17 protein-coding genes and 1 pseudogene are annotated in these 23,006 nt (G+C 71.7%); 6 read left to right on the forward strand and 12 right to left on the reverse strand.

The genetic code is table 11. The features are described from left to right. A pseudogene (locus AMK29_RS37425) lies at positions 1-494 on the forward strand (carbohydrate ABC transporter permease); the annotation flags it as partial. 53 nt (positions 495-547) lie between these two features. Here the strand turns inward: AMK29_RS37425 and AMK29_RS26675 are convergent. Beyond that, on the reverse strand, positions 548-1,582 hold the full coding sequence (locus tag AMK29_RS26675; RefSeq protein WP_073817811.1) for a LacI family DNA-binding transcriptional regulator: 1,035 nt from the start codon (positions 1,580-1,582) through the stop codon (positions 548-550). 309 nt (positions 1,583-1,891) lie between these two features. On the opposite strand from AMK29_RS26675, the gene AMK29_RS26680 reads away from it, so the two are divergent. Both AMK29_RS26680 and AMK29_RS26685 read left to right on the forward strand, forming a co-directional pair. Beyond that, a complete protein-coding gene (locus tag AMK29_RS26680; RefSeq protein WP_073817813.1) occupies positions 1,892-3,697 on the forward strand; it encodes an ABC transporter ATP-binding protein in 1,806 nt (601 codons plus the stop codon). Positions 3,698-4,030: 333 nt separating this feature from the next. Then, positions 4,031-5,296 (forward strand): cellulase family glycosylhydrolase, encoded by a 1,266-nt coding sequence (locus AMK29_RS26685; protein ID WP_073817815.1) that lies wholly within the window; start codon positions 4,031-4,033, stop codon positions 5,294-5,296. Positions 5,297-5,317: 21 nt separating this feature from the next. Here the strand turns inward: AMK29_RS26685 and AMK29_RS26690 are convergent, their stop codons facing one another. After that, positions 5,318-6,556, reverse strand: coding sequence for a PP2C family protein-serine/threonine phosphatase (locus tag AMK29_RS26690; RefSeq protein ID WP_073817916.1), 1,239 nt, complete (start codon positions 6,554-6,556; stop codon positions 5,318-5,320). A gap of 375 nt (positions 6,557-6,931) precedes the next feature. On the opposite strand from AMK29_RS26690, the gene AMK29_RS26695 reads away from it, so the two are divergent. Then, positions 6,932-7,750, forward strand: coding sequence for a hypothetical protein (locus AMK29_RS26695; protein WP_079197156.1), 819 nt, complete (start codon positions 6,932-6,934; stop codon positions 7,748-7,750). Between the two features lie 175 nt (positions 7,751-7,925). After that, on the forward strand, positions 7,926-9,230 hold the full coding sequence (locus AMK29_RS26700; protein ID WP_073817818.1) for a flavin-containing monooxygenase: 1,305 nt from the start codon (positions 7,926-7,928) through the stop codon (positions 9,228-9,230). 465 nt (positions 9,231-9,695) lie between these two features. On the opposite strand, the gene AMK29_RS26705 is transcribed toward AMK29_RS26700, so the two are convergent. The 7 genes from AMK29_RS26705 to AMK29_RS35985 all read right to left on the reverse strand — a co-directional run bounded on the left by AMK29_RS26705 (position 9,696) and on the right by AMK29_RS35985 (position 16,705). After that, positions 9,696-10,808: a tryptophan dimethylallyltransferase family protein gene (locus AMK29_RS26705; RefSeq protein WP_241845721.1), complete on the reverse strand. Its 1,113-nt coding sequence runs from the start codon at positions 10,806-10,808 to the stop codon at positions 9,696-9,698. 226 nt (positions 10,809-11,034) lie between these two features. Then, positions 11,035-12,396, reverse strand: coding sequence for a cytochrome P450 (locus AMK29_RS26710; RefSeq protein ID WP_073817823.1), 1,362 nt, complete (start codon positions 12,394-12,396; stop codon positions 11,035-11,037). A 5-nt stretch (positions 12,397-12,401) separates the two neighbouring features. Beyond that, positions 12,402-13,004, reverse strand: coding sequence for a GTP-binding protein (locus AMK29_RS26715; protein WP_073817825.1), 603 nt, complete (start codon positions 13,002-13,004; stop codon positions 12,402-12,404). Then, positions 12,979-13,353 carry a DUF742 domain-containing protein gene (locus AMK29_RS26720; protein WP_073817827.1) on the reverse strand — a complete coding sequence of 125 codons (375 nt, stop codon included), beginning with the start codon at positions 13,351-13,353 and terminating at the stop codon, positions 12,979-12,981. The genes AMK29_RS26715 and AMK29_RS26720 overlap by 26 nt, the downstream gene beginning before the upstream one ends. Beyond that, a complete protein-coding gene (locus AMK29_RS26725) occupies positions 13,350-13,751 on the reverse strand; it encodes a roadblock/LC7 domain-containing protein (RefSeq protein WP_030215995.1) in 402 nt (133 codons plus the stop codon). Before AMK29_RS26725 ends, AMK29_RS26720 begins: the two co-directional genes overlap by 4 nt. After that, positions 13,748-14,914, reverse strand: coding sequence for an ATP-binding protein (locus AMK29_RS26730; RefSeq protein WP_073817829.1), 1,167 nt, complete (start codon positions 14,912-14,914; stop codon positions 13,748-13,750). Before AMK29_RS26730 ends, AMK29_RS26725 begins: the two co-directional genes overlap by 4 nt. 333 nt (positions 14,915-15,247) lie before the next feature. Then, entirely contained in the window at positions 15,248-16,705 is a 1,458-nt protein-coding gene (locus AMK29_RS35985; RefSeq protein WP_241845722.1) for a cation:proton antiporter, read from the reverse strand. Positions 16,706-17,091: 386 nt separating this feature from the next. On the opposite strand from AMK29_RS35985, the gene AMK29_RS26745 reads away from it, so the two are divergent. Continuing rightward, entirely contained in the window at positions 17,092-17,358 is a 267-nt protein-coding gene (locus AMK29_RS26745; RefSeq protein WP_073817831.1) for a hypothetical protein, read from the forward strand. 77 nt (positions 17,359-17,435) lie between these two features. On the opposite strand, the gene AMK29_RS26750 is transcribed toward AMK29_RS26745, so the two are convergent. The 3 genes from AMK29_RS26750 to AMK29_RS26760 form a co-directional block, all read right to left on the reverse strand. Beyond that, the gene (locus AMK29_RS26750; RefSeq protein WP_241845723.1) at positions 17,436-19,892 is read right to left on the reverse strand and encodes an RICIN domain-containing protein; all 2,457 of its coding nucleotides are present in this window, start codon (positions 19,890-19,892) and stop codon (positions 17,436-17,438) included. A 274-nt stretch (positions 19,893-20,166) separates the two neighbouring features. Further along, the gene (locus tag AMK29_RS26755; RefSeq protein ID WP_073817834.1) at positions 20,167-21,615 is read right to left on the reverse strand and encodes an RICIN domain-containing protein; all 1,449 of its coding nucleotides are present in this window, start codon (positions 21,613-21,615) and stop codon (positions 20,167-20,169) included. Between the two features lie 779 nt (positions 21,616-22,394). After that, entirely contained in the window at positions 22,395-22,970 is a 576-nt protein-coding gene (locus AMK29_RS26760; RefSeq protein WP_073817836.1) for a TetR/AcrR family transcriptional regulator, read from the reverse strand. Between the last annotated feature and the right edge of the window lie 36 nt (positions 22,971-23,006).

The following is a 23,006-nucleotide window of genomic DNA, read 5'->3' on the forward strand; positions in this document are numbered from 1 at the left end:
TGATCGCCACCCTCGTGCCCAGCGTCACCACGCAGGTCGCGACCTTCCAGGTCATCAGCGGCTTCGGCCTGGTCGACACCCGCTGGGCCCCGATCCTGCTCTACATGGGCACCGACATCGTGTCCGTCTACATCTTCCTGCAGTTCATCCGCGGCATCCCCGTCTCCCTCGACGAGGCGGCCCGGCTCGACGGCGCCAACGCCTTCACCATCTACCGCAGGATCATCTTCCCGCTCCTGAAGCCGGCCATCGCCACCGTCGTCATCATCAAGGGGATCACCACCTACAACGACTTCTACATCCCCTTCCTCTACATGCACTCCGAGGACCTGGGGACGATCTCCACCGCGCTCTTCCGCTTCAAGGGCCCGTTCGGCGCGCACTGGGAGGCCATCTCGGCCGGCGCGATCCTCGTCATCGTGCCGACCCTGGTCATCTTCCTGCTGCTCCAGCGCTGGATCTACAACGGCTTCTCGCAGGGAGCCACCAAGTAGCCGCGGAGCGGGAAGGCCGGGCCGTCAGGAGGGTCCGGGCAGGCGGGCGGACGTCAGGAGGATCCCGGCCGCCCGCCCGACGGCGGGGAGGTGCTGCCCCGGGGGACGAAGCGGGCGTACCCGTCCCGGATGTCGTCGACCGTCTCGCCGGCGACGAGCGACAGGAGCGCGTTCGCCGCGCGAGCCCCGTACGCCGGGATGTCCCGTGTGACCGCCGACAGCGTGGGGCGGACCACCTGGGTCAGCGGAGACTCGTCCCAGGCGACGATCGACAGGTCCCCGGGGATGGAGAGGTTCAGCTCCTGCGCCACGGAGAGCGCGGCCACGGCCATGATGTCGTTGTCGAAGACGATGGCCGTCGGGCGTTCCCGCGCGATCAGCAGCGAACGGGCCGCGCGGGCCCCGGCGTCACCGGTGTAGTCGGTGTGGACCACGGCCGCCTCGGGGATCCCGGCCTCCTCGCACGCACCGCGGAGCGCCCGGTCCCGGACCCGCGTGTGGGTCAGTTCCGCGGGGCCGGCCACCCGGGCGATGTGCCGATGGCCCAGCACCGCGAGATACCGCACGATCTCGTGGATGCTCTCGCCGTCGTCCGACCAGATCGCGGGCAGCGAGCCCGAGGCGTCGGGGGGCCCGACGACCACCGCCGGAAGACCGAGGGCCTCGACCGCGGGCACGCGCGCGTCCTCGGCCTGGAGGTCCATGAGGAACACGCCGTCGATCCGCCGCTCGCCCCACCAGCGCCGACAGAGCTCGATCTCCTGCTCCTGGTCCGCCACCATCTGCAGCATCAGCGCGTACGAACGCTCCGACAGGGCGGCTTCCACGCCGCTGATGAACTCCATGAAGAACGGCTCCACGCCGAGCATCCGGGCGGGCCTGCGTACCGCGAGCCCCACCGCCAGCGCCCTGCCTCCTGTGAGCGCGCGGGCGGCGCTGCTGGGACGCCACCCCAGCTCCTCGGCGATGCTCTTGATCGCGGCGCGGGTGGCGTCGGAGACCCCCGGCTGGTCGTTCAACGCGTACGAGACCGCCACCTTGGACACGCCAGCGCGGCGTGCGATGTCCGCCATGGTCGGCCGCTTCACGCGCCACCCCTGTCCTGTGCTGGTCCGTCGCCGGTGGTCGACCCTACCGCCCGCCCGTACCGCCGGGGGAACTCCGCTCGGCGGCCCCGTGGGACGCGAGGGGCGTCGATCGACGCCGGCTCACCGTCGGCGCCCGCACCCTCCGGCGCCCCGTCCCCGCTCCCCCTCTGCGCCCCCACGCTCCCGTGCCCACTCCCACTCCCCGCCCCCCGCTTCCGCGCCCACTCCCCCTCTCCCCTCCCTCTGGACCGAAGACCCACTCCCCTCCCTCCAAGCACCGCGCACCGCGCACCGAAGAGATGAGTCCGCATGCCCCCGCCCGATTTCCCCCTGGACCACCGCTACCGCGGCGAACACCCGGTCCGCACCCTCGCCTACCTCCTCCGTCCCGACCGCGTACGGCTCGCCGGCGCCGTGGTCGTCTTCTTCGCCAAGCACGCCCCGGTATGGCTGCTGCCGCCGGTGACCGCGAACGTCATCGATGTCGTCGTGGAGCACGGTCCCCCGGCCGACCTGTGGTGGAACTGCGCCCTCATGTTCACGGTGCTCCTCCTCAACCCGCCGCTCCATCTCCTGTACGTACGCTGGGCCCACGGCGCCGTCCGCCGTACCGGCCGTGATCTGCGCTGCGCGCTGGTGCAGCGGATGCAGCAGCTGTCCATCGGCTTCCACAGCCGCACCAGTTCGTCGGTGCTGCACACCAAGGTCGTGCGGGACGTGGAGACGCTGGAGAGCGGCCTCCAGCAGACGGCCGACAACGGGCTGACGGCCGTCGCGACCCTCGCCGGCGGCCTCGTCGTGATCGCCGTGGTCACGCCGGCGTTCCTGCCGGTGTTCCTCGTGCTCGTACCGGTCTCCGTCCTTCTGATCGCGGCCCTCCGCTCCCGCCTCGGGGACGGAAACGCCTCCTACCGGCGCTCCGTCGAGCGGATGTCGACCAGCGTCAGCGACATGACCACGCTCATCCCGATCACCCGCGCCCACGGCCTGGAGCGCACCGCCCTGCGGCGGGTCGGGCACGAGCTGGACACCGTGCTGCGGGAGGGGTCACGGCTCGATCTGCTCAACGCCCGCTTCGGCTCCCTCTCCTGGGTCGTCTTCAACGGGCTCGGGATGGGCTGCCTGCTCGGCGCCGCCCTCGTCGCCTACCACGGATGGCTGGCGGTCACCCCCGGCGAGGTCGTCATGCTCAGCGCCTACTTCTCCACCCTCACGGGCGCGGTGACCAGCCTGCTGACGCTGGCGCCGGTCGTCGGCAGGGCCGTGGAGTCGCTGAAGTCCGTCGGGGAGGTCCTCCAGGACCCCGATCTGGAGGAGAACGACGGCAAGGTCGAGGTCACGACGGTGGAGGGAGGCTTCTGCTTCGAGGGCGTCGATCTGACCTACGAGGGCGAGACCGGTCCCGCGCTCCGCGGCATCGACCTCGTGGTCCCGCCGGGTCGGACCGTGGCCGTCGTCGGCGGATCGGGCGCCGGCAAATCCACTCTCCTCAACCTCGTTCTCGGATTCCACCGCGCCACGCACGGCCGTGTCCTTCTGGACGGCCGGGACATGAGCGAGCTGGATCTGCGGAGCTACCGGAAATTCGTGGCCGTCGTACCCCAGGAATCGGTTCTCTTCGAAGGGAGCATCCGGGACAACGTCACCTACGGAATGCCGGACATCGACGAGGAGACCGTGCGCCGCGCGCTGGCGGACGCGAACGCGACCGAATTCGTCGACGGACTCGCCCACGGCCTCGACACGATCGTGGGCGAACGGGGCGCCCGGCTCTCCGGCGGCCAGCGCCAACGCCTTGCCATCGCGCGAGCGCTCCTCCGTGACCCCCGGGTCCTCGTCCTCGACGAGGCGACCTCTGCGCTCGACGCACGGTCCGAGGCGCTGGTCCAGGAGGCCCTCGCCCGACTGGTCGCCGGAAGAACGGTGTTCGTCGTGGCCCACCGGCTCTCGACCGTGAGGAACGCGGACCGCATCGTCGTCCTGGACCAGGGCCGCGTCCAGGAGGTCGGGACCCACGCCGAACTCCTGCGCAGGGGAGCGGCCTACGCGCGCCTCCAGGCCACCCAGCTCGCCTATCCCGACGGCCTGCCGGCGGGGGAACACGAGGGACCGTAAAGCCTTTCGGGGAATCCGAGCAACCCTCAGGGGCGAAAACGACGAGTTTAGCGGCGGTTTATCATTCACCACCCACCGGATGATCCGAGAAAGCACATCACTGCTTTCCCGCCTATTGACGCGGGAGGAACTCCGAGTGCCTCATGGTGAAGAGCACCGACCGGAACTCGTCGACCGCCGAGCTCTCCGGACGCCGCGGTGTCCCCCACTCCGACGCGCCGTCACCCACGGTCGCTCCAGGGCCTGACAACGTTGCCAGGGCGGATACCGCATTCGACTCCCGGCCCGCGCCCCAGCGGGCCGGTCCCCCGTGAAGCACTCCTGAGGAGAAGCATGAAGAAGCCATCGCGCGGAACCTGGCTGACAGCCGTCGGCGCGGCGATCGCCGGCATCGCCGCTCTGGTGCTGCCCGTCCTCGGCCCCGCCGGTGAGGCCGAGGCCGCCCCCACCGGACTCCGCGTCAGAGACGGCCGTCTGTACGAGGCCAACGGGAACGAGTTCGTGATGCGCGGCGTCAACCACGCGCACGCCTGGTACCCGGAGCGGACCGGTTCGCTCGCCGACATCGCCGAGAAGGGCGCCAACACCGTCCGGATCGTCCTCAGCACCGGCGACCGGTGGACCAGGACGACCGCGGACCAGGTCTCCTCCCTGATCGGCCAGTGCAGGGCCAGCAAGCTGATCTGCGTGCTGGAGGCGCACGACACGACCGGATACGGCGAGGAGCCCGCCGCGGCCTCCCTGGACAAGGCCGCCGACTACTGGGTGGGCGTCAAGAACGCGCTGGTGGGCCAGGAGGACTACGTCGTCGTCAACATAGGCAACGAGCCGTTCGGCAACAACGACCAGAGCGCGTGGACCAACGCCACGAAGAACGCGATCGCCAAGCTCCGCACCGCCGGCCTCCGCCACGCCCTGATGGTGGACGCCCCCGCCTGGGGCCAGGACTGGAACCACGTCATGCGGGACAACGCCGCCTCGGTCCTCGCCGCCGACCCCGACCGCAACACGATCTTCTCGGTCCACATGTATGGCGTCTACGACACCGCCGCCGAGGTCCAGAACTACCTGAACCACTTCGTCAGCAACCGACTCCCCATCGTGGTCGGCGAGTTCGGCGACAACCACAGCGACGGCAACCCCGACGAGAACGCCATCATGGCGACGGCCCAGTCGCTCCGGGTCGGCTACCTCGGCTGGTCGTGGAGCGGCAACGGCGGCGGAGTCGAGTACCTCGACCTGGTCACCGGCTTCGACGCCGACTCCCTGACGGCGTGGGGCAACCGCCTCTTCCACGGCGCGAACGGCATCTCCACCACCTCGAAGACCGCCACCGTCTACACCGGCGGGCAACCTGCGGAGGACACCGCCCGCAACGGCTACCCGTACTGCGCCCCCGGCAGCACCTCCGACCCGGACGGGGACGGCTGGGGCTGGGAGAGCAGCCGCTCCTGCGTCATCCGCGGCGGATCCGCCGACACCGCTCCCAACGGCTACCGGTACTGCGCCCAGGGCAGCGCCTCCGACCCCGACGGCGACGGCTGGGGCTGGGAGAGCAACCGCTCCTGCGTGGTCCGCCACGGCTCCGCGGACCGCTGACGCCGGAGCCCTCGCCGCCGGTCAGAGACGGACGACGACGAGCGCGGTGTCGTCGGTGATGCCGGCGGGAGGGATCAGGTCGGCCAGGAGCGCGTCGGCGAGGTCCCCCGGGTCGGCGGCGCGGTGGCGGGCGGCGGAGTCCGCGAGGCGCTGGAGGCCGGTGTCGATGTCCTCGCGGCGGCGCTCGACCAGTCCGTCGGTGTAGAGGATGAGCGTGGAGCCGTCCGTGAAGCCGGTCCGGCTCTGCGGGCGGGCCACGTGTTCGGGGCGGGCGCCCAGCGGCGGGTCGGTCGCCCGGTCGAGGAACGTCACGGTGCCGTCCGCGTGGCAGAGGACGGGCGGCGGGTGGCCGGCGCTGCTGTAGGTGAGGGTGTGGCCGGTCCAGTCGATGAAGACCGACACGGCGGTGGTCGACTCCGCGCCGTCGACATGGCGGGCGTAGAGACCGAGGACGTCGAGGGCCTGCGCGGGGCCGGCCGCCACCCTCGACGCCGCGGACAGCGCGCTGCGGAGCTGACCCATGACTCCGGCGGCGGGCAGTCCGTGACCGACGACGTCACCGACGGCGACGGCCGCGCGGTCGCGGTCGGGGTCGCGCATGTCGATCAGGTCGTACCAGTCCCCGCACACGTTGAGAGCCCCGGTGGCGGGCCGGTACCGCACCGCCGCGCGGTGGTGGCCGAGCTGACCGGGTGCCGGGAGCATCGCCCGCTGGAGGTGGAGGGCGACCTCGCGTTCGCGGGCGTGCGTCTCGCGCAGCCGCTGGTTGACCTCCTGGAGTTCCCGTGCGCGGGTGTACAGCTCGGCCTCCAGGGCCCGCGACCGGTCACCGCCGCCGCGCGTGCCCCGGGCGCGGATGAGTTCGGTCACCTCCTCCACGCGGTGCAGCACCAGCACCACCGCGCCGTCCGGACCGAGCACCGGGACGTTGATCGGGCTCCAGTACCGCTCCTCCCACACTCCCGGCCGGTCCGGGTCCTCCACGTCGTAGCGGTGCAGCGCCATGCTGTCGCTGTCGCCGGTGGACACGACCCTCCGCAACGAGTCGCGCAGGCTGCGCGTACCGCTCGCGGCCGGTTCCCCGGGCCGGTCGGGGAAGACGTCGAACAGGTAGCGTCCCCTCACCTGCTCACGGGTGCGGCCCGACAGCCTCAGGTACGCCTCGTTCGCGTCGACGAAGACCAGGTCCGGGGTCAGGAGGGCGACCGCTCCCGGCAGCGCGTGGTAGACCGCCTCGTAATCGATGTCAGAAGCGTCCACGCTGATCTCCTCCACGCGAATCCGCTGGTGGCGGTGGTGTATGTCGCGGCGATCAGGTGAAATCGACCGGTCCCATGCGTCCATTGCAGCATCGGCCGGAACGCTTCGCACGGCCTCGGGCGGTCCCGGGGCCCCGGTGGGCCGGTGGCTCCCCCGCATCCCGACGGGCGGGCGGCCGTCGCCGGGGGAGACGGCCCGGGCGCCGTGACGTCCCGTAGCCGCCCGTGGCTCCTCGCGTACGCCCCGAGAGGCTGACGCCCGCGCGGGCCGGCGTGTCCGCGTGCGGTTCATCCACGTCGGTGTCGGTGGCCGCTGCTACACCGGTGTCAGCAGGGCGCGCGCCGATGCGGCCCTCATGTCGGGAGGGGATACATCATGGCGTCCGAGGACTGTCACCGGGTGCGGGGCGACATCCGCCGGGATCCGACCGGTGGGTCCGCGAAGAAGACGAGTGCCGGGCCGATCCGGTCCGAACGTCTCCCCGTCGAGTTCCTCGACGCGCGACGGATCGGCTTCGTCGAGCTGCCGGCACCGGCCCTGTCGCCGTGGGAGCGCGGCGAGGTCGCCCGCCTGTGGGCTGAGACGAAGGCCCGCAACCCCGCCACCTTCGACGGCCCGCTCGTCGCGAGCCTGGGCGTCGACCCGCCGGGTCCCGGGCCGATGCTGGTGCGATGGGCGAGGATGCCGTACCGGTACCGGGCGCTGCGGAAGCTGCGGGCGCCCCACGATGTTCCCGGGTCCGTCTTCGTCACCGTCCTGCTGCCGACGGAGCACGGCCTCGCGGTCGGACGCGGCTCCCCCACGACCGCGGCGCCCGGCCGTTGGAGCCTTCCCGGCGGCTCGGCGGAACCCCCCGAGGCCGGGAGCCCCTTGGACATGGAGGCGCTCCGCAGGCACGCCGCGGTCGAACTGGCCGAGGAACTCGGCGTGCACGACGCAGCCGAGGGGCTGCGGCTGTGGGGCCTCACCCGAGGAGCACGGTTCGGCAGCCTCGGCTTCCACTTCCTCGCCCCGCCCCTTCCCAGCGCCCTCGTGCGGCGCCTGCACGCGGACCTCACCGTGGCGGAGACGGAACGCGGAGACGCACCCGAACTCGACCGGGTCGCCTTCGTGTCGTCACCCGAGCAGGCCGCCCGCCTCGGCTCGGGCGCGGACTACCTGCACCAGGTCCTGGTCCGTTACTTCCCGACCTGAACCGGCAGACCGGTCCCGCAGGTTGCGGAAGCTGTCCGGGCCCGGTGGGGGCCGGTCGCCGTCGGCGAGGCGAACACCCCCGGGGATAACCTGCGGTGTTGCGCGTGTGAGGCGTGGGGCGGGTGGGCAGTGAATGATCGTTCGAGTGGAGCGTGTCTGTTCTGTGGGGGAAACCTTGAGTGTGTGCGTGATCGGTGCGGGGCTGTCGGGACTGGCGGCCGCACACGCTCTGGCCGTCAAGGGCGTCGACTTCGTCTGTCTGGAACGGGCCGCCGATGTCGGCGGGATCTGGCGCCGGCCGGCGGCCGGTGAGCCGGGGCCCGGGTACCGGTCGCTGCATCTGAACACCGCGAAGCAGCTCACGGGCTACACCGAGTTCCCGATGCCCGACACGTACCCCCTCTATCCGGGGCACAGCCAGGTCGCGGCCTATCTGCGGTCCTTCGCCGAATGGGCGGGGGTCTCGGACCGGATCGAGTTCGGCGTCGAGGTCGTGTCGGTGCGTCAGGAGGGTGACGACGCGTCGTGGACGGTCGTCAGCCGGGGCCCGGACGGGACCCTGCAGTCGCGGCGGTTCGCCCATGTCGTCGTCGCCTCGGGGCACAACACGGTGCCGACGCTGCCGAAGCCCGCGCCGCCCGGCTCGGACGGGTTCGCGGGCAGGATCCTGCATTCCGTCGACTACGAGGACGGGGCCGACTTCGCCGGGCAGCGCGTCGTCGTCGTGGGCCTCGGGGCGTCGGCGGTGGACATCGCCACGGACCTCTCCCGGCACGCGGCGCGGACCGTGCTCTCGGTCCGGCGGGGACTGCACATCGTCCCCAAGCAGCTGTACGGCATGTCGGTCGACCAGATGGCCGAGGAGCCGTGGTTCACCGCCATGTCCCTGCCCGAACAGGTCGAGTTCGCCACGGAGGCCCTGCGTGTCGCGCGGGGCAAGCTGTCCGACTACGGCCTGCCCGAGCCGGACCACCCGCTCTTCTCCTCGCCGGTGACCATCTCGGACGAGATCCTGAGCCGCATACGCCACGGCGCGGTGACCCCCAGGCCGGGGATCGACCACCTCGACGGCACGCGGGTGGTCTTCACCGACGGGACCTCGGAGGAGGCCGACGCGATCGTCTACTGCACTGGCTACGGCATGGACTTCCCGTTCCTGCCCGAGGGGTGCCCGGCCGGGCCGGGCGGATCGGTCGAGCTGTACCGGCGGGTCGTCGCCCCCGGCAGGCCCGGCCTCTACTTCGTCGGTCTGGTCCGCCCGATGGGCGCGATCACGCGGCTCGTGGAGGGCCAGACGCGGTGGGTCGCGCGCATCATCGGCGGGGAGGTCGTCCTGCCGGACGCGGACGCGATGCGCGAGGAGATCGACGCGTACCTGGGCGGCATCGCCCGGCGTTACGGCTCGGCGGAGGGCGGCGCCTCCATCCAGGTCGACGTCGGCCCCTACCTCCGCGAGATGCGCGAACTCCAGGACGCCTGAACCCCCGGCCGGGCCGCGCGCCCGGCCCCACGACGGTGGAGCTCCCGGTGGACACCCACCGTCGTGGGGTGCCGAGGGAACGTGACCGGGCCGGCCGGGAGCCGGAACGACGACCCTCACGCGCCCGGGCCCGTACGAGGCGGGGGCCATGACCAGGGACCACGACCAGGGGCCACGGCAAAGACCGGGGCTGCGCCCCCGACCGGACCGGCCCACGACCTCGACCCGCCCGCGCGGCGGCCCCGACGACCTCCCGGCTCACGCCCTTGACCCGGCCGGGCCGCAACCCTGACCTCCCGGCCCGCGACCCCGCCCCGCCCGCGCCGCGACCCGACCTCCCGGCCTGCGCCCTCGACGCGCCCGGCCCGCGACCCCGCCCCGCCCGGGCAGCGGCCCCAGGCCACGGCGGGGCCGGGCCCGCGATCCTGGTCATCCAAGGCCGCGACCCCGACTTCCCGGCCCTGCCTAGACCGCCGCCGCGCGCCGGGGCAGTTTCGCCGGGGGGCGGACGGCGTAGGCCTCCGACGAGAGGTACGCGGTCACCCGGGGCGGGTGGCCCTGCTGGTGGGCGATCGCGAGGTAGGCGATGAGGCCCACTCCGTCCTTGGGTCGCCGCGAGGTGAGCGCGGACAGCGACCGGACCAGCGGGTCGGGGTCCATGCCGTGGCTCCGCAGGACGTCCACCGACCGCTCGAGGACCTCCCGGTCGTCGCGGGCGTAGTCGCGCACCGGGATGTGGAGGGTGAAGCCGCTGGGGCGGCCGGTCTCCGTCTCGGTGAAGGCGTGGCAGGACAGGCCGGGCCGCCGGTCGAGGTCGTCGGTGGCGGCGGTGGTCCGGAAGAACTCCTGGAGCTCCGCCGGCCCCGGGCCGGAGCCCGTACGGGACAGGCCGCCCGCCTCGGCGGCCGACAGGTCGAGGTGCCGGGCGTAGACCTTCACCCGCGGTGTCTCCCACCGGCCCAGGTCCAGGGCGAAGAAGGGATGGCCGTCGGCCTTCGGCAGCGCCTTGAACGCCCGTCGGTGGCCGAGGCGGCGCAGGGCCTTCCGCACGGTCTTGGCGGAACGTTTCGCCCCCTTCGCCGCGGGGTTCAGGTACACCTTCATCCTGGGCACGCCGCCGGGCAGCAGCTCCAGCGCGATCCACAGCGCCAGCGGCCCCTTCGCCCGGGCCGGGAAGAAGAGGTCCTCGATCTCGTCGAGCCGCTCGGTGGAGAAGTCCCAGCGCCGGGCCATCGCGCGGACGGCCTCCAGGCCGATCCGGCCGTTCTCCGCCCAGCTGCCCGCGCCGAAGCCCGGCTCCACCAGCACGCGCAGGGCCGGGGCACGGCCAGGGCTGAAGGAGAGCGAGTACTCGACGGGGGTGTGGTCGTCGGAGAGGAAGGTGCGCGTCGGCGGCGGCAGGGCCAGCGACCGCCCGGCGGCCGGCCCCAGCGCCTCCACCAGGGTGTGCGCGTACGTCTCCGCGTCGGTCGGCGAGAGTCCCGCGACGTCGCAGAGGCGTGTCAACTGGGCCCGGGTGTGGGCGCCGAGGGTGCCGGCCTCCGGCTCCGGAGTCGTGTCGGGCAGCAAGCGGCTCACCGACCCCCGCCCAGAACACGAGGCACGCACGAAGATACCCGCCGACAAGGGCGGGTATCCCGGTGCGCACCCCCACGGGGTGGTGGCTCTGACAAAGCGGTGTCGGTGGATATGTGGTCCACGACAGCTCCTCTACCTCATACACAACACTGATGCCGCGACGATCACTACCCCTGTGATCGATCGGATAGTCATGCAGAGAGGGGGAGGAGAGGGAAATCGTGGATCAGTTGGTCAGCCAGGACAGGAACTGGCTCCAGCGGCCCTTCCGTTCGCCCTTGCCCTCCTGCCCGGACGGGGCGCCGAACGGCGCGCCGGACGAGGCGGCCGCCGTGCCCGGCCGCGCGTCGCCACCACCCGATGACGGAACGGGGGTGAACCTGGCGGGCAGCGTGGCCAGGGCCCGGTTGAAGGGGCCGGGACGCCAGATCAGGCTGTCCTCCGGTACGGCGAGTTCGACGTCGGGCAGCCGGTTGAGCAGGTGCTCGATGGCCGTGACGGTGATGTGCCGGGCCGGCTCCTTGGACGGGCAGCCGTGCGGACCCGCGCTCCACGCCAGGTGCGACCGGTTGCTGCCGGCCGTACGGGCGGCCGTCAGCGCGAGGCCCGAGTTGGCGGCCGCGAAGCTCACCAGCATCAGGTCCCCGGCCTGTACCTTCTCGCCCGCGAACTCCATGTCCGCGGCCGGGTAGTGGGGCGCGTAGTTCGACATCGGCGGGTTGTCCCACAGCGTGTCGTCGAGCGCCTCCCCGATCAGCCCGCCGCCGTCGGCGTACCGGTCGTCGGTGAGCAGCCGGTGCAGGGTGTTGCCGAGGAGGTTGCGCAGCGGTTCGGCACCCGCGCCGAGGAGCAGGGAGAGCTGGTCGACCATCTCCTGATCGCTCAGGTTGGCCTGATGCTGCATCAGCCAGGAGGTGACGTCGTCGCCCGGCCGGCTCCGCTTGAGCGTGACCAGTTCCTGCACGGCCCCGAAGAGTACGGCGGTCGCCTTCTCGGCGTTCACCCCGTCGAACATCCCCGAGATGCCGAACAGCACCCGGTCGCCGACGCCGGCGGGGCAGCCGAAGAGTTCGTTGAAGACGAACAGCGGGAGCTGCTTGGCGTAGTCTCCGAGCAGGTCCGCCGAGCCCCGGGAGCCGAACTGGGAGATCAGGTAGTCGGAGATGCGCTCGGTGCTCCGGGCCAGCCGGTGCGAGTCGACCCGGGCCATGCTGTCCGTGATCGCCTGGCGCAGCCGCAGGTGCTCACCGCCGTCGCTGAACATGCAGTTCTGCCGGTACGCGAGGAGGGGCACGACGGGACTGTCCCGCGGGACCCGGCCCTCGTTGAAGTCCCGCCACATCCGTGCGTCCTTGCGGAACGACGCGGAGTCCTGGAGCAGCTGGAGCGCCGCCTGGTAGTCGGTGACGAGGGTGGCGTCCACCCCGGGGGCGAGCTCCACGGGCGCGGTGGGCCCGTAGTGGCGCAGGTAGGCGTAGTACGCCTGCGGGTCCGCGGCGAACTCCGTGCCGTACAGCGGGACCCGGGCGCCCGAGCCGTGGGCGGGGCAGCCGGGCGGGGGCGCCGGGGCGGGGGTGTGGGTGTCCATGGCGGCTACTGCTCCTGTCGGGCGCGGTCCAGCAAGAAGCGGACCAGGGTGGTCAGTGCGTCGGCGGACGACTTCTCGTCGCGCGCGTCGCAGGTGACGACGGGGGTGTCGTCCAGCAGGTCCAGCGCCTCGCGCAGCGCCGCCTCGTCCCGCAGGGGCGAGCCGTCGAAGTGGTTGACGGCGATGGCGTACTCGAGCCCGTACTGCTCGATCAGGTCGATGACCCCGAAGGAGTCCGCGAGCCGCTCGGGGTCGACCAGGACCAGCGCGCCGAGGGCCCCGCGCGCGAGGTCCTCCCACATCTGCACGAACCGCTGCTGACCGGGGGTGCCGAACAGGTACAGGACGATGCGTTCGCTGATGGTCAGGCGGCCGAAGTCCATGGCGACCGTGGTGGTGGTCTTGCTCCGGACGCCCTTGAGGTCGTCGACGTGCTCGGCGGCCTGGGTCATCCGCTCCTCGGTGGTCAGCGGCTCGATCTCGGAGATCGAGCCGATGAACGTGGTCTTGCCCACCGCGAAGTGCCCGACGACGAGGATCTTCACCGGGATCTGCGAAGCCCCGTCGCGTACGTAGTCCCGCTCACCCAAACTTGGCACGGAGACCATTCAGCACCTCCTCAAGGATCTCCCGGTCGGCGAGGACGGCCCGGCGCACCGGCGAGCGGGTGATGAGGTAGCCGCCCTCGGTCAGGGCGGCGAGGAGGATCTTCACCACGCCGAGGGGCAGCCGGGTGTGGCCGGCGATCTCGGCGACCGACAGGTAGCCGGCGGCGCAGATGTCGAGCAGCCGCTGCTCCTCGGGCGAGAGCCGGGTGGGCCGCTGGCCCTCCTCCGGCGCCACCGTCACCAGCGTGATCAGGGAGAGCTGTTCCTCGTCGGGCAGGCCGCGTCCCTTGGTGATGACGTACGGCCGGACCAGCTCGGCGGCCGGCTCCCACTCCTCGCGTCCCGTCATGAGCGCGTGCCGAGGTTCTCGCGCGGCGGCGTCATGAGCACCTTGCCGAGCTGGCCGACGAGCTGCTGCATCCGGAAGGTGATGTCCGCCATGTCGACGTCCGGGGACGCGGAGACGCCGAGGTAGGCGCCCTCACCGGCGGAGATCAGGAAGACCCAGCCGCCGTCGAACTCGACCAGGGTCTGCCGCCACTGCGCGCGCGGGTCCTCGCAGAAGAAGCCGAGCGAGCGGCTCAGCGACTGCACCCCGCTCATCGCGGCCGCGACGCGGTCGGCGTTGTCCTTGTCGTAGTCGTTCGACCTGGCCATCAGCAGGCCGTCGGCGGATATCAGGACCGCGTGCAGCGCGCCGGGAATCTCCAGGGCGCTGTCGAGCATCCATGACAGATCGTCGTTCACGAGACCTCATGTCCTTCGCTGCTTGCACGAGATGTGCTGCTCGTCCGGTCCGGCGCCTCCGGGTAGGAGGCCCGGCCGGACTGCGTGCCTCGCTGGAAGGCACCCATGATCGCCGCCGCTTCGGCGTCGGAGCGGCTCGGAGCCTGTGCGGGCGCACTGCTGGGCACGATGGCCATCGGGCGCTTGCGGCGCCGCTTGGGCAGGCCGTCGGCGGTCGGGTCCGTCGCGGGCACGGCTTCGGGCCCGCCCGGGTGCGGTACGCCGGGTGTGGTCACGGGCGGCGCCGTGGGCCTCTGCACCGGCACGCTGGTGAGCAGCTCGTGCGGCAGCAGGAGGACCGCGCGGACACCGCCGTACGGGGAGGACGAGTCGACGGACACCTCGAAACCGAACCGTTCGCACAGCACGCCGATCACCGCGAAGCCGAACTGCGGCGGGTTGCCGAGTCCGGAGACACCGGTGACGCGGTTGCTGGAGAGCAGTCCCTCGGCGCGGGTCCGTTCCTCGTCGCTCATGCCGACGCCCGCGTCGTCGACGACGATGCACACGCCCTTGGGCACGGTGCGGGTGTTGATCTCGACGACGGTGTCGGGACTGGAGTAGCTGGTGGCGTTGTCGAGGAGCTCGGCGAGCGCCAGCGCCACCGGTTCGACGGCGCGGCTGGTGATGCCGAAGTCGACGCGCGAGAGGATCTCCACGCGGCGGAAGTGCCGGATCCGGCCCTGGGCGCTGCGGACCACGTCGTACACGGACGCCACGTCGCGGTGGCGGCCGAGCCAGCCGTCGCAGAGGACGGCGATGGACTGGGCGCGCCGGCCGAACTGCGAGTTGGTGTGGTCGATCTCCAGCAGGTCCTGGAGCATGGCGGACTCGCCGTACTTGCTCTGGAGCCGGGAGACGACGAGCTGCTGTTCGGCGGCGAGGCCCTGGAGCGTCCGCATCGCGGACTTCAGGACGGTCTTCGTCGCCTCTTCGGCCTGTTCCTGCGCCGCCTCGACGGATTGTGTGTAGTGGTTCTCCAGGTCGGAGTAATGGCTCCGGAGCCCGTCGATCTGCTGCCGCAGAGCCTTGGCCGCCTTGCGCTGGCGGACGAGGACGGCGATGGCGGCAAGAACGAGGACCGACAGAGCCCAGAGCAGCGGGTTCTGTATGTATTCCGTCATAAGACTCTCTTCAGGCGACCGACGGCCAGTTGCTGAATTCCCGTCAATGCGGTGCACCGGCGGACCGCCCGCATCGGGACGCCTGCCCGGAACACCCCTGAAGTCGGAGGTGTTCTCCTGCGCTCATCCGCCCGCCCCGCTTGCGCGCCGATCGTATCACTGTGCGATTTAGTGATGGCCCGTCAATAGACGGTCTGACCAGTCCAGTCGGACGGTACGCCACGCGCTCGCGGGCCCACGGAACCGCCCCCTCCGGCCGAAGTCCTGCGACGGACCGCGTCACCCCAGGTCACGCCCGCCGAGGGGACTCCCTCCCTGCGGAGCCCGCCCCGCTCAGCGAAGGCGTCGCTGGCCGCCGCGCCGCTTCCCGAGGCCCTCAGCCGTGCCCCGCGCCTCGCGCAGGTCGGCGCCGCCGGCCTGCGCGGCATCGAACCAGTTGCCGTAGCGGTCGGCGAAGGAGGGGGCCGACACGCCGTGCAGCAGGATGCTGAGACCGATGGTGACCGCGATGACCTGCCCGAGGAGTTCGATCCCCGGTACGTGCTCCTCCACCAGGAGCAGTCCGAAGACCACGGAGGCCAGGCCGCGGGGCCCGAACCAGCCGACGTAGGCCACGGTGGGCAGCCGCAGTCCGGAGCCGACCAGCGCGAGAGCCACGGGCAGCATCCTGACGACCGTCAGGCTGAGCACCGCGTAGGTGATGATCCGCCAGTCCAGGTGCTCGAGCGCCGGGCCGAGCAGGACCGCGCCGAAAGCCAGGAAACTCAGGGTCCCCAGCAGCCCGCCCAGGTTCTCCGCCAGGTCGGCGGGCCGCTCCCCCGCCGGGTCGGAGGGCCGTTCAACCGCCGGGTCGGAGGGTCGCTCCTCCGCCGGGTCGGAGGGCCGTTCAACCGCCGGGTCGGAGGGCCGCTCCTCCGCCGGGTCGGAGGGCCGTTCAACCGCCGGGTCGGAGGGCCGTTCCTCCGCCGCCCGTCCCCCGCCCGCCGACGCGGTCCTGCGCAGGGTGACACCGAAGGCGAAGCCGCCCGTCCAGGTGGCGATGAAGCCGCTGCCGTCGAGGGCCGTCGCCACGCTGTACGCGCAGAAGGCCACCGCAAGGACCACGACCTGCTGCCACGCCCCGGTCGCCCAGCCCCGCGCCCGCGCGAGGGTCAGCAGCCGTGCACCGACCACCCCCAGGGCCAAGCCCACGGCGCCGCTGACCACGATCGCGCGCCAGAACACTCCCCCCACGCCCTCCTCCGAGGCGAGCGTGCCGGGAAGGGCGGCCAGGAACATGACGAAGAACGGCAGTACCAGGCCGTCGTTCAGGCCGCTCTCGACTTCGAGCCCGTGCCGCACGGGCCCCGGGACACGTGGACTGGAGGACGCCGTCTTGCCGAGTGCGATGTCGGTAGGCGCGAGGACGGCCCCGAGCAGCGCGAACTCCCACAGGGTCAGCCCCGGAAGCAGGGGCCACGCCAACAGCCAGCCCGCCGCGATGCTCAGGGGCAGGCCGATGGCCAGGAGACGCAGGGGCAGGTAGCCGTCCGCCCGCAGGTCCCTCCGCCGTACCGTCATCGCATCGGTGAAGAGCAGGAGAGCCAGAGCGGCCTCGACCAGCGTCAGCACCGGACCCGCGTCATGCCCCAGGTCGAGGACGTCCAGCCCGATCGGGCCGATGAGCACGCCGAAGGCGGCGAACACCATCGGAGCGGAGACCGGTGTCGAGGCCAGCCGGCGGGAGAACAGCCCGTAGCCGATGGTGACGGCCGCGACGGCGGCCCCGGTCCAGGCGCTGCCACCACTCATGACGTACCACTTTCTCCGTGACGCGCGCTGCGCCCCGCGCCGCACGAACCTGGACGTTCCTCCGCGGGTCGCGCGACCGACCCCGGTCGCCTGACAGCCGCCCCTGTGCGCGCGAGAGCCGTCATGTGCCCATGCTGGGCGACTTCCGGACGGTCCGCATCTGCGTGAGGACGTCGAGGGCAGCCGGCGCACGATGCGCGTGCGGTCCGTCCACGAGGCGCGCAGCATGGTGGTATGACCGGTTTCGCGGCGTCGTGCCGCTGCCGCCGGGCCATGACGGCCCGGAGCCCGAGGGCGGGGTGCGCGTCCGGCGCAGCTCCACCTGACAGGGCCATCGCGCCCGGCCGCGTCGCTCGCACCGGGGGGAGCACCAGTGAGAGGCAATCATGGCCGTGAACAACCCGGACCAGAAGGCGCACACGTCGTTCTTCGCCCGCCCCGCTGTCCGTCGACTCACGCCCTTCATCCTGATCACCGCGGTCGCTCTGATCTTCATCTTCGAGAATCGGGGCGATGTCAGGATCCGCCTTCTCATTCCCGAGGTGACCATGCCGCTGTGGGGTGCCCTGCTGATCGCGTGGGCGCTCGGCATGCTTGCCTGCGCCTTCACCGTGCGCCGTCGTTCCAGTCGCCACTCCGGACACCACAAATAGGAAGGCGGGCGGCTGCGAGCGGCCCACGAGAACCGGGCCCCGATCACATGGACCGGGGCCCGGACACGTCTCGCGGGTCAGCCCGCCTGGAGCTGCTGGCTGGTCGTCCCGTCGCAGGTCCACTGGACGGCTGCCGCGCCGTTCGTGATGGATCCACCGCTCGGCCGGAGGCACTTGGCGCTGTGGCGGGCCGTCAGTGTGAGGTATCCGCCCGAGCCGCGGACCGCCCATTCCTGGTTGCGGCCGCCGTTGCAGGCGTACTGGAAGACCTCGGCGCCGTCGGCCGTGGACAGGCCGCTGACGTCGAGGCACTTGCCGCTGTGCCGGGCCACGACGGTGACGTAGCCGTCTGCGGCCGGGCGCAGGGACCACTGCTGGTTGGTGCCGTTGTTGCAGCTGTACTGGACGACCGCCGCGCCGTCGCCCGACGAGGCGCCGCTGACGTCGAGGCACTTGGAGCTGTGCCGGAAGCTCAGCGTCTTCCAGGTGTCGGGCGCAGCGCTCGGGAAGGTCCAGGACTGGTTGCTGCCGGTCGTCGGCCGGTAGACGCCGACCGGTGCCTCCTCGGCCGTCGAGGCTCCCATGACGTCGAGGAGCTTGCCGCCGGCCCGGTTGACCAGGGTGTGGTGTCCGTCGCCGGTGGTGGAGCGGATCCACTGCTGCGCGGTGGACGAGCCGGGGGTCTCCAGGGTCAGCGAGCCGCCCGGGGCGGAGAGTGCCTTGCCGGTCTGGACGTGGGTGATCCGGTAGGCGGCGGTGTGGCTCCAGTCGGTGGCGGACACCTTGGTGAAGGTCCACTGCTGGGACGCGTCCGCCGGGGCCGGGGTGCGCTGGACGGGCGTGTGGACGCCGCCCGAGGTGGCGACGGCGAGGGCCTTGCCGCTGTTGTCGTTGACCAGCCGGCGCGGGCCGCCGGTCGGCGCCGTGGTCGCGGCGGTGTTCACGCCGCTGACGGTCGGAAGGACGAAGGTGGTGACGGAGCCGGGGCCGACGGTGGCCGTCAGCGTCCCGCCGGCCACGGCCTCGTCGCTGTCGCGCTGGAGGTTCTTCGTGCCGTCGGTGGTCCACCGCTCGACGGCGCCCGCGCCCGCGGTCTGGAACCCGTCGAGGTTCAGGGTGACCTCGCGGTCGGAGCCCGTCGGGTTGGTGTGGACCACGACCACGCCGCCGTCGGGACGGATGGCCGCGACGGTGCTCGCGTCGTCGGTGTTGACGAACCGCGCGCCGGGGCGGATGAAGCGGCTGTAGTTGCCCATCGCCCAGAACTTCTTGTTCTTGCGCAGCGGCTCGGTGGCGGCGTTCGCGGGCGTGAAGTCGGTCTGGATCAGGCCCCAGTTGGCGTTCTCGTGCGCCGGGGTCATGTTCTCGTAGTCCTCGATCGCCTGCCAGAGGACGTAGGCGCTCGGCTCCAGTTCGCGCAGGTCACCGTTGATGCGTTCGGTGAGGTCCAGGGCCGGGAGCATGTCGGTGAAGCTCTGCCCGCCGTGATCCCGGGCGACGTCGACCTCCGACATCCACAGGGGCTTGGCCTCGCCCTTGGCGATGTCCCGGACGCCGATGCGGCCGTCCGTCCGGTACGTGTGCGTGTTGAGCCGGCCCACGGCGTCGCGGGCGGACTGGGGGTACGTCTCCCAGTTCTCCAGGAACCACTTCGGGACGTGCTCGTCCATGGCCGCGATCGGCGCGGTGACGCCCTTGGCGTCGAGCGCCGCCCGCAGGGTGGTGATCATCTGGACCTGGGAGGCCCGGTCCCAGTGCGAGCCCTCCTGGCGGCCTTCGGCCTTCCAGAACTCCGTGTACGGTTCGTTGACCGGCGAAAGGGAGTCGAAGGTGACGCCCGTCGCGGTCTGGGCCCGCTGGAGCGATCCGGCGAGGTATTCGGCGAACCGCTCGTACTGGTCGGAGCGGAGGTTGTCGTGCCACCCGTTCCAGTTGCCAGACACGAGGCCGCTGTTGGTCATGAAGTACGGGGCCGAGTTGGAGAACGCCTCGAAGGTGTCGGCGCCGCGGGCCTTGGCGGCCGTGAGCCACCAGCGCTGGTTGGCGTCGGCGTTCGGGTTCCAGTGCGTGGGGTTCTGGGGGTCCCACCAGTCGGGCGACTCGGGACCGGGGCGGTTCCACCAGCCCGGGACGTCCGCCCCGGCGCGCAGGTAGGGAGTGGTGTCCGGGCTGTCGCCGCCGCCGATGTTGTAGCGGGCGATGGTGAACGCGAGGCCGTCCGGGCCGTAGAGGGCGTCCGCGAGGGCGTTGCGCTGGGCCTCCGGCCAGCCTCCGGTGACGTGGGCGAACCACGCGAGCGAGGTTCCCCAGCCCTGGAAGGTCTGGTGCTGGTAGCTGGGGTCGAGACGCACGGTCAGCGCGGCGCCCGACTCCACCGCGCCGGCCGGGGACGGGGCCGGGCCGACGACGAGGCCGGTCGCGGCGACGGTGGCCGCCGCGGCGGTGGCGGCGAGCCGCAGGGCGGAGCGGCGGGGCCCGGAGCGGTGTCCTGGCGCAATGGCCTGGGACCCAGGTCTGCTGCGAAGGGGTGACACGTCCTGCTCCTTGTCGGAAGAAGGTGCGGTGCATGACGAAGGGCCGGCTTCCGAGCGGGGCGCTGCTTCGGAAGCCGGCCCTCCTGGCGCGTCTCCTGCGGGGGCGGAAGACGCGGGCACAGGGACCGGACGGGTGGCCCTGTGCCGGCTCGTCGGACGCGCCGGTCAGGCCTCGGACGGCGTCCGCGGCGTCACCCGGCGCGTCCTCGTCGCCGCCGCCGTCGTCGTCCGGGGCGGTGGGACGGTCGGGGGGCGGTCAGGTCGCCGGACCCGGTCATACGGTCCAGCGCTGCCACTTCTGGTTGTCGCCGGTGTTGCAGGTCCACTGCTGCAGCGCGGCGCCGTTCCAGGAGGCCCATTCGGAGACGTCGAGACACTTCTCGCTGTGCCGGGCGACGAGGTGCACGTAACCGGAGGTGCTGGACGACTGGAGCTTCCACTGCTGGGACGTCGAACCGTCGCAGGCGGCCTGTACCGCACGCGCGCCGTCGGCGGTGGAGGCGCCGGCCACGGCGAGGCACTTGCCGCTGTGCCGCGCCATGATCTGGTGGTAGCCGGTGCCCAGGTCCTTGATCCAGAAGTGCTGGTTGATCTCGCCGCCGCAGTTCCACTGGATCAGGTCGACGGCGTCGGCGGTGTCGAAGTTCGCGACGTCGGCGCACTTGCCGCTGTTGCGGGCGGTCAGGGACTCCCAGGTCACGTTCATGCCGGCGACGGTGCCCGCGGCGGTGTCGATCGTGAGCTGCGGGGAGTAGCCCATGGTCATGGTGGTGCTGGTGGGGAAGGTCAGCGGCGCCCAGACGTACCGGGAGTCGTTGACCATGCCGCCCATCGAGTTGCCCCAGCGGTCGCCCATGTACAGGTAGCTGGTGCCGTTCGTGCCCTGGACGGGCAGGACGTACGTGGTCTGGCTGCGGAACGTCGTCGAGTCGCCGATGTTCTGGAGGCCGCTCCAGGTGCCGGTGATGCTGGTGGCGGTGGCGTACATCTGCTGGTTGGGAGCCCAGCCGGTGGCGCCGGAGGTGAGCAGGAAGTACACACCGTTGCGCTTGAACATGGCGGGCGCCTCACGGGACTTGCCGGGCCACAGCTTCTGGACCTGCGCGGCGATGCCGGTGTAGTCGGAGGTCAGCCGGTAGACGTGGAGGTCGGCGTTCTCGTTGGCTGCGGAGATCATGTAGGCCTTGCCGTCGGTGTCGACGAAGGCGGTGATGTCGCGGGACATGTGGCCGAGCGGGCGGAAGCTGCCCTTCCAGGTGTAGTCGCCGTCCACGGTGGAGGACACGGCGACGGCGGCGCGCGCCTCGCTGTAGTCGGTGGCGCTGCCCTCCTTGTGCATCCACATCACGAACTTGCCGGTCGCCGCGTTGTAGACGACCTTCGGCCGCTCGATGTTCGCGCCCACCAGCTCGGGGTGGGTGGCCTCGGTCAGCACGTGGTTGCGGAACTCCCACGTCCTGAGGTCGGTGGAGCGGTACGCGGAGACGTAACGGAAGCTGTTGTCGGCGTGCCGGTTCTCGCCGAACCAGTAGTAGTACGAGCCCACCTTGACGACGCCGCCGCCGTGCGCGTGCACGGGGTTGCCGTTCGGGTCGGTGAACTGCGTACCGTTCGCGATGGTCACGGGCGCGGCGTGAGCGGTGCCCACGGCTGTGAGCAGGGAGAGCAGGAGGGCGGCGACGGCGGAGAACAGTGCCGCCGCCCCGAAGGTCTTGAGTCGCATGGGTGCGCTACCTCGCGGGTCGTCGTGACTGAGCACACCGCGCGGACTGCGCGGCTGACGGTCGGATCGGAAGAACGCTGGGGAGGCATGGGGGGCCGATCCAGGCCGTGACGCACCGGGTTCACGTTATGTTTGCGTAAACACGATGTAAGCGGAAGCTTCGGAGAACTGCCGTGTGCTGTCAAGGATTTGAACGAGATATTCCGATTTCTCGCCGACCTCTTGCCGCCGGTCGATGTTTGCGTCAACATGCTGGCCGTGCCGCACGCGCCGCCGGCCGTCACGAGCCCATGACCCCACCGACTCCCCGCCGCCGCGCACACCACCGGGGAGGAGCCGACGGCGCCGTACGTACCCCAACGCGCTTTGGCGGGAGGGCAGTTCAGAAACACGCGCGTGAAGACCGGCTCACAGCCCGGACGCGGTACGGAGCAGAACGGCGGCCTCAGCTGAAGAGCGAGGTCACGGCCCTACGTACTCGAAGACCCCACCGTGCGGGTGCCGCGGCACCGCGCGGAGAGCGATGTCGCGACGCCGGCGCGCGTCGTGTCCGCCGTACTCTTCCCCGCGAGGGCCGCGTGCGTGAACGCGACCGCGAGCGTCGACGAGATCCCGCGTGACATCCGAGACCGGCCGGCGGTCGTACTGCCGCGCTGACGCCGGTGGCGCTCCGGCTGGCAGCGCTACCGCCGACCGGGGGGCGATCACAGCCCCTCGCGGGTGCCCGCGGTGTTCGACTGCGGGTGCGACCGGCGCGGTGCCAGGTACCTCGGCCCCGGTCAGCCGGCTTCCGTCAGGGCCGCGTGCGCGGCGGTGAGGATCTCCTCGGAGAGTGGGGAACCCACGGTGGCCCGGGACAGCACCAGCGCACCGAACAAGGTGCACAGCCGGGCGATGCCGTCCTCGCCCTCCCCGGCTGCCCCGACCGGGGCGAGGAACGCGGCGAAGTCGGCCACTCCTTCCGTGTAGGTGCGACGGGCCTCGCAGTCCTCATCCCCGCGTGCGACGTCGACGGCCAGGGCCGCGACCGGACAGCCGCCCGCCGGGTCGTCACGGTGCTCGACGGAGAGGTAGGCGTCGATCAGGGCCCGCTGAGCGGTGTCCCGCCGCCCGTCGTACTGCTCGAGCCCGGCCGTATGGCGCCGGGCGAGCTCGGCGAAGGCGTGGGCGGTCGCCTCGTCGACGAGCGCCTCCTTGGAGGCGAACTGCTTGTAGAAGCCGCCGTGGGTCAGGCCGGCCGCCTTCATGAGGTCGGCGACGCTCACCTGGGTGCCCTGCTCCCGGAACAGCCGGGAGGCGGTGTCCACCACCCGCCTGCGGTTCTCCTGCGCCTGCGCCTGCGATACGCGGCCCATGGCCACCTCCCATTTGGATGTCGACTGGCATCTATC

The organism is Streptomyces sp. CB02261, assembly GCF_001905665.1.
In the GTDB taxonomy this organism is placed as follows: Bacteria; Actinomycetota; Actinomycetes; order Streptomycetales; family Streptomycetaceae; genus Streptomyces.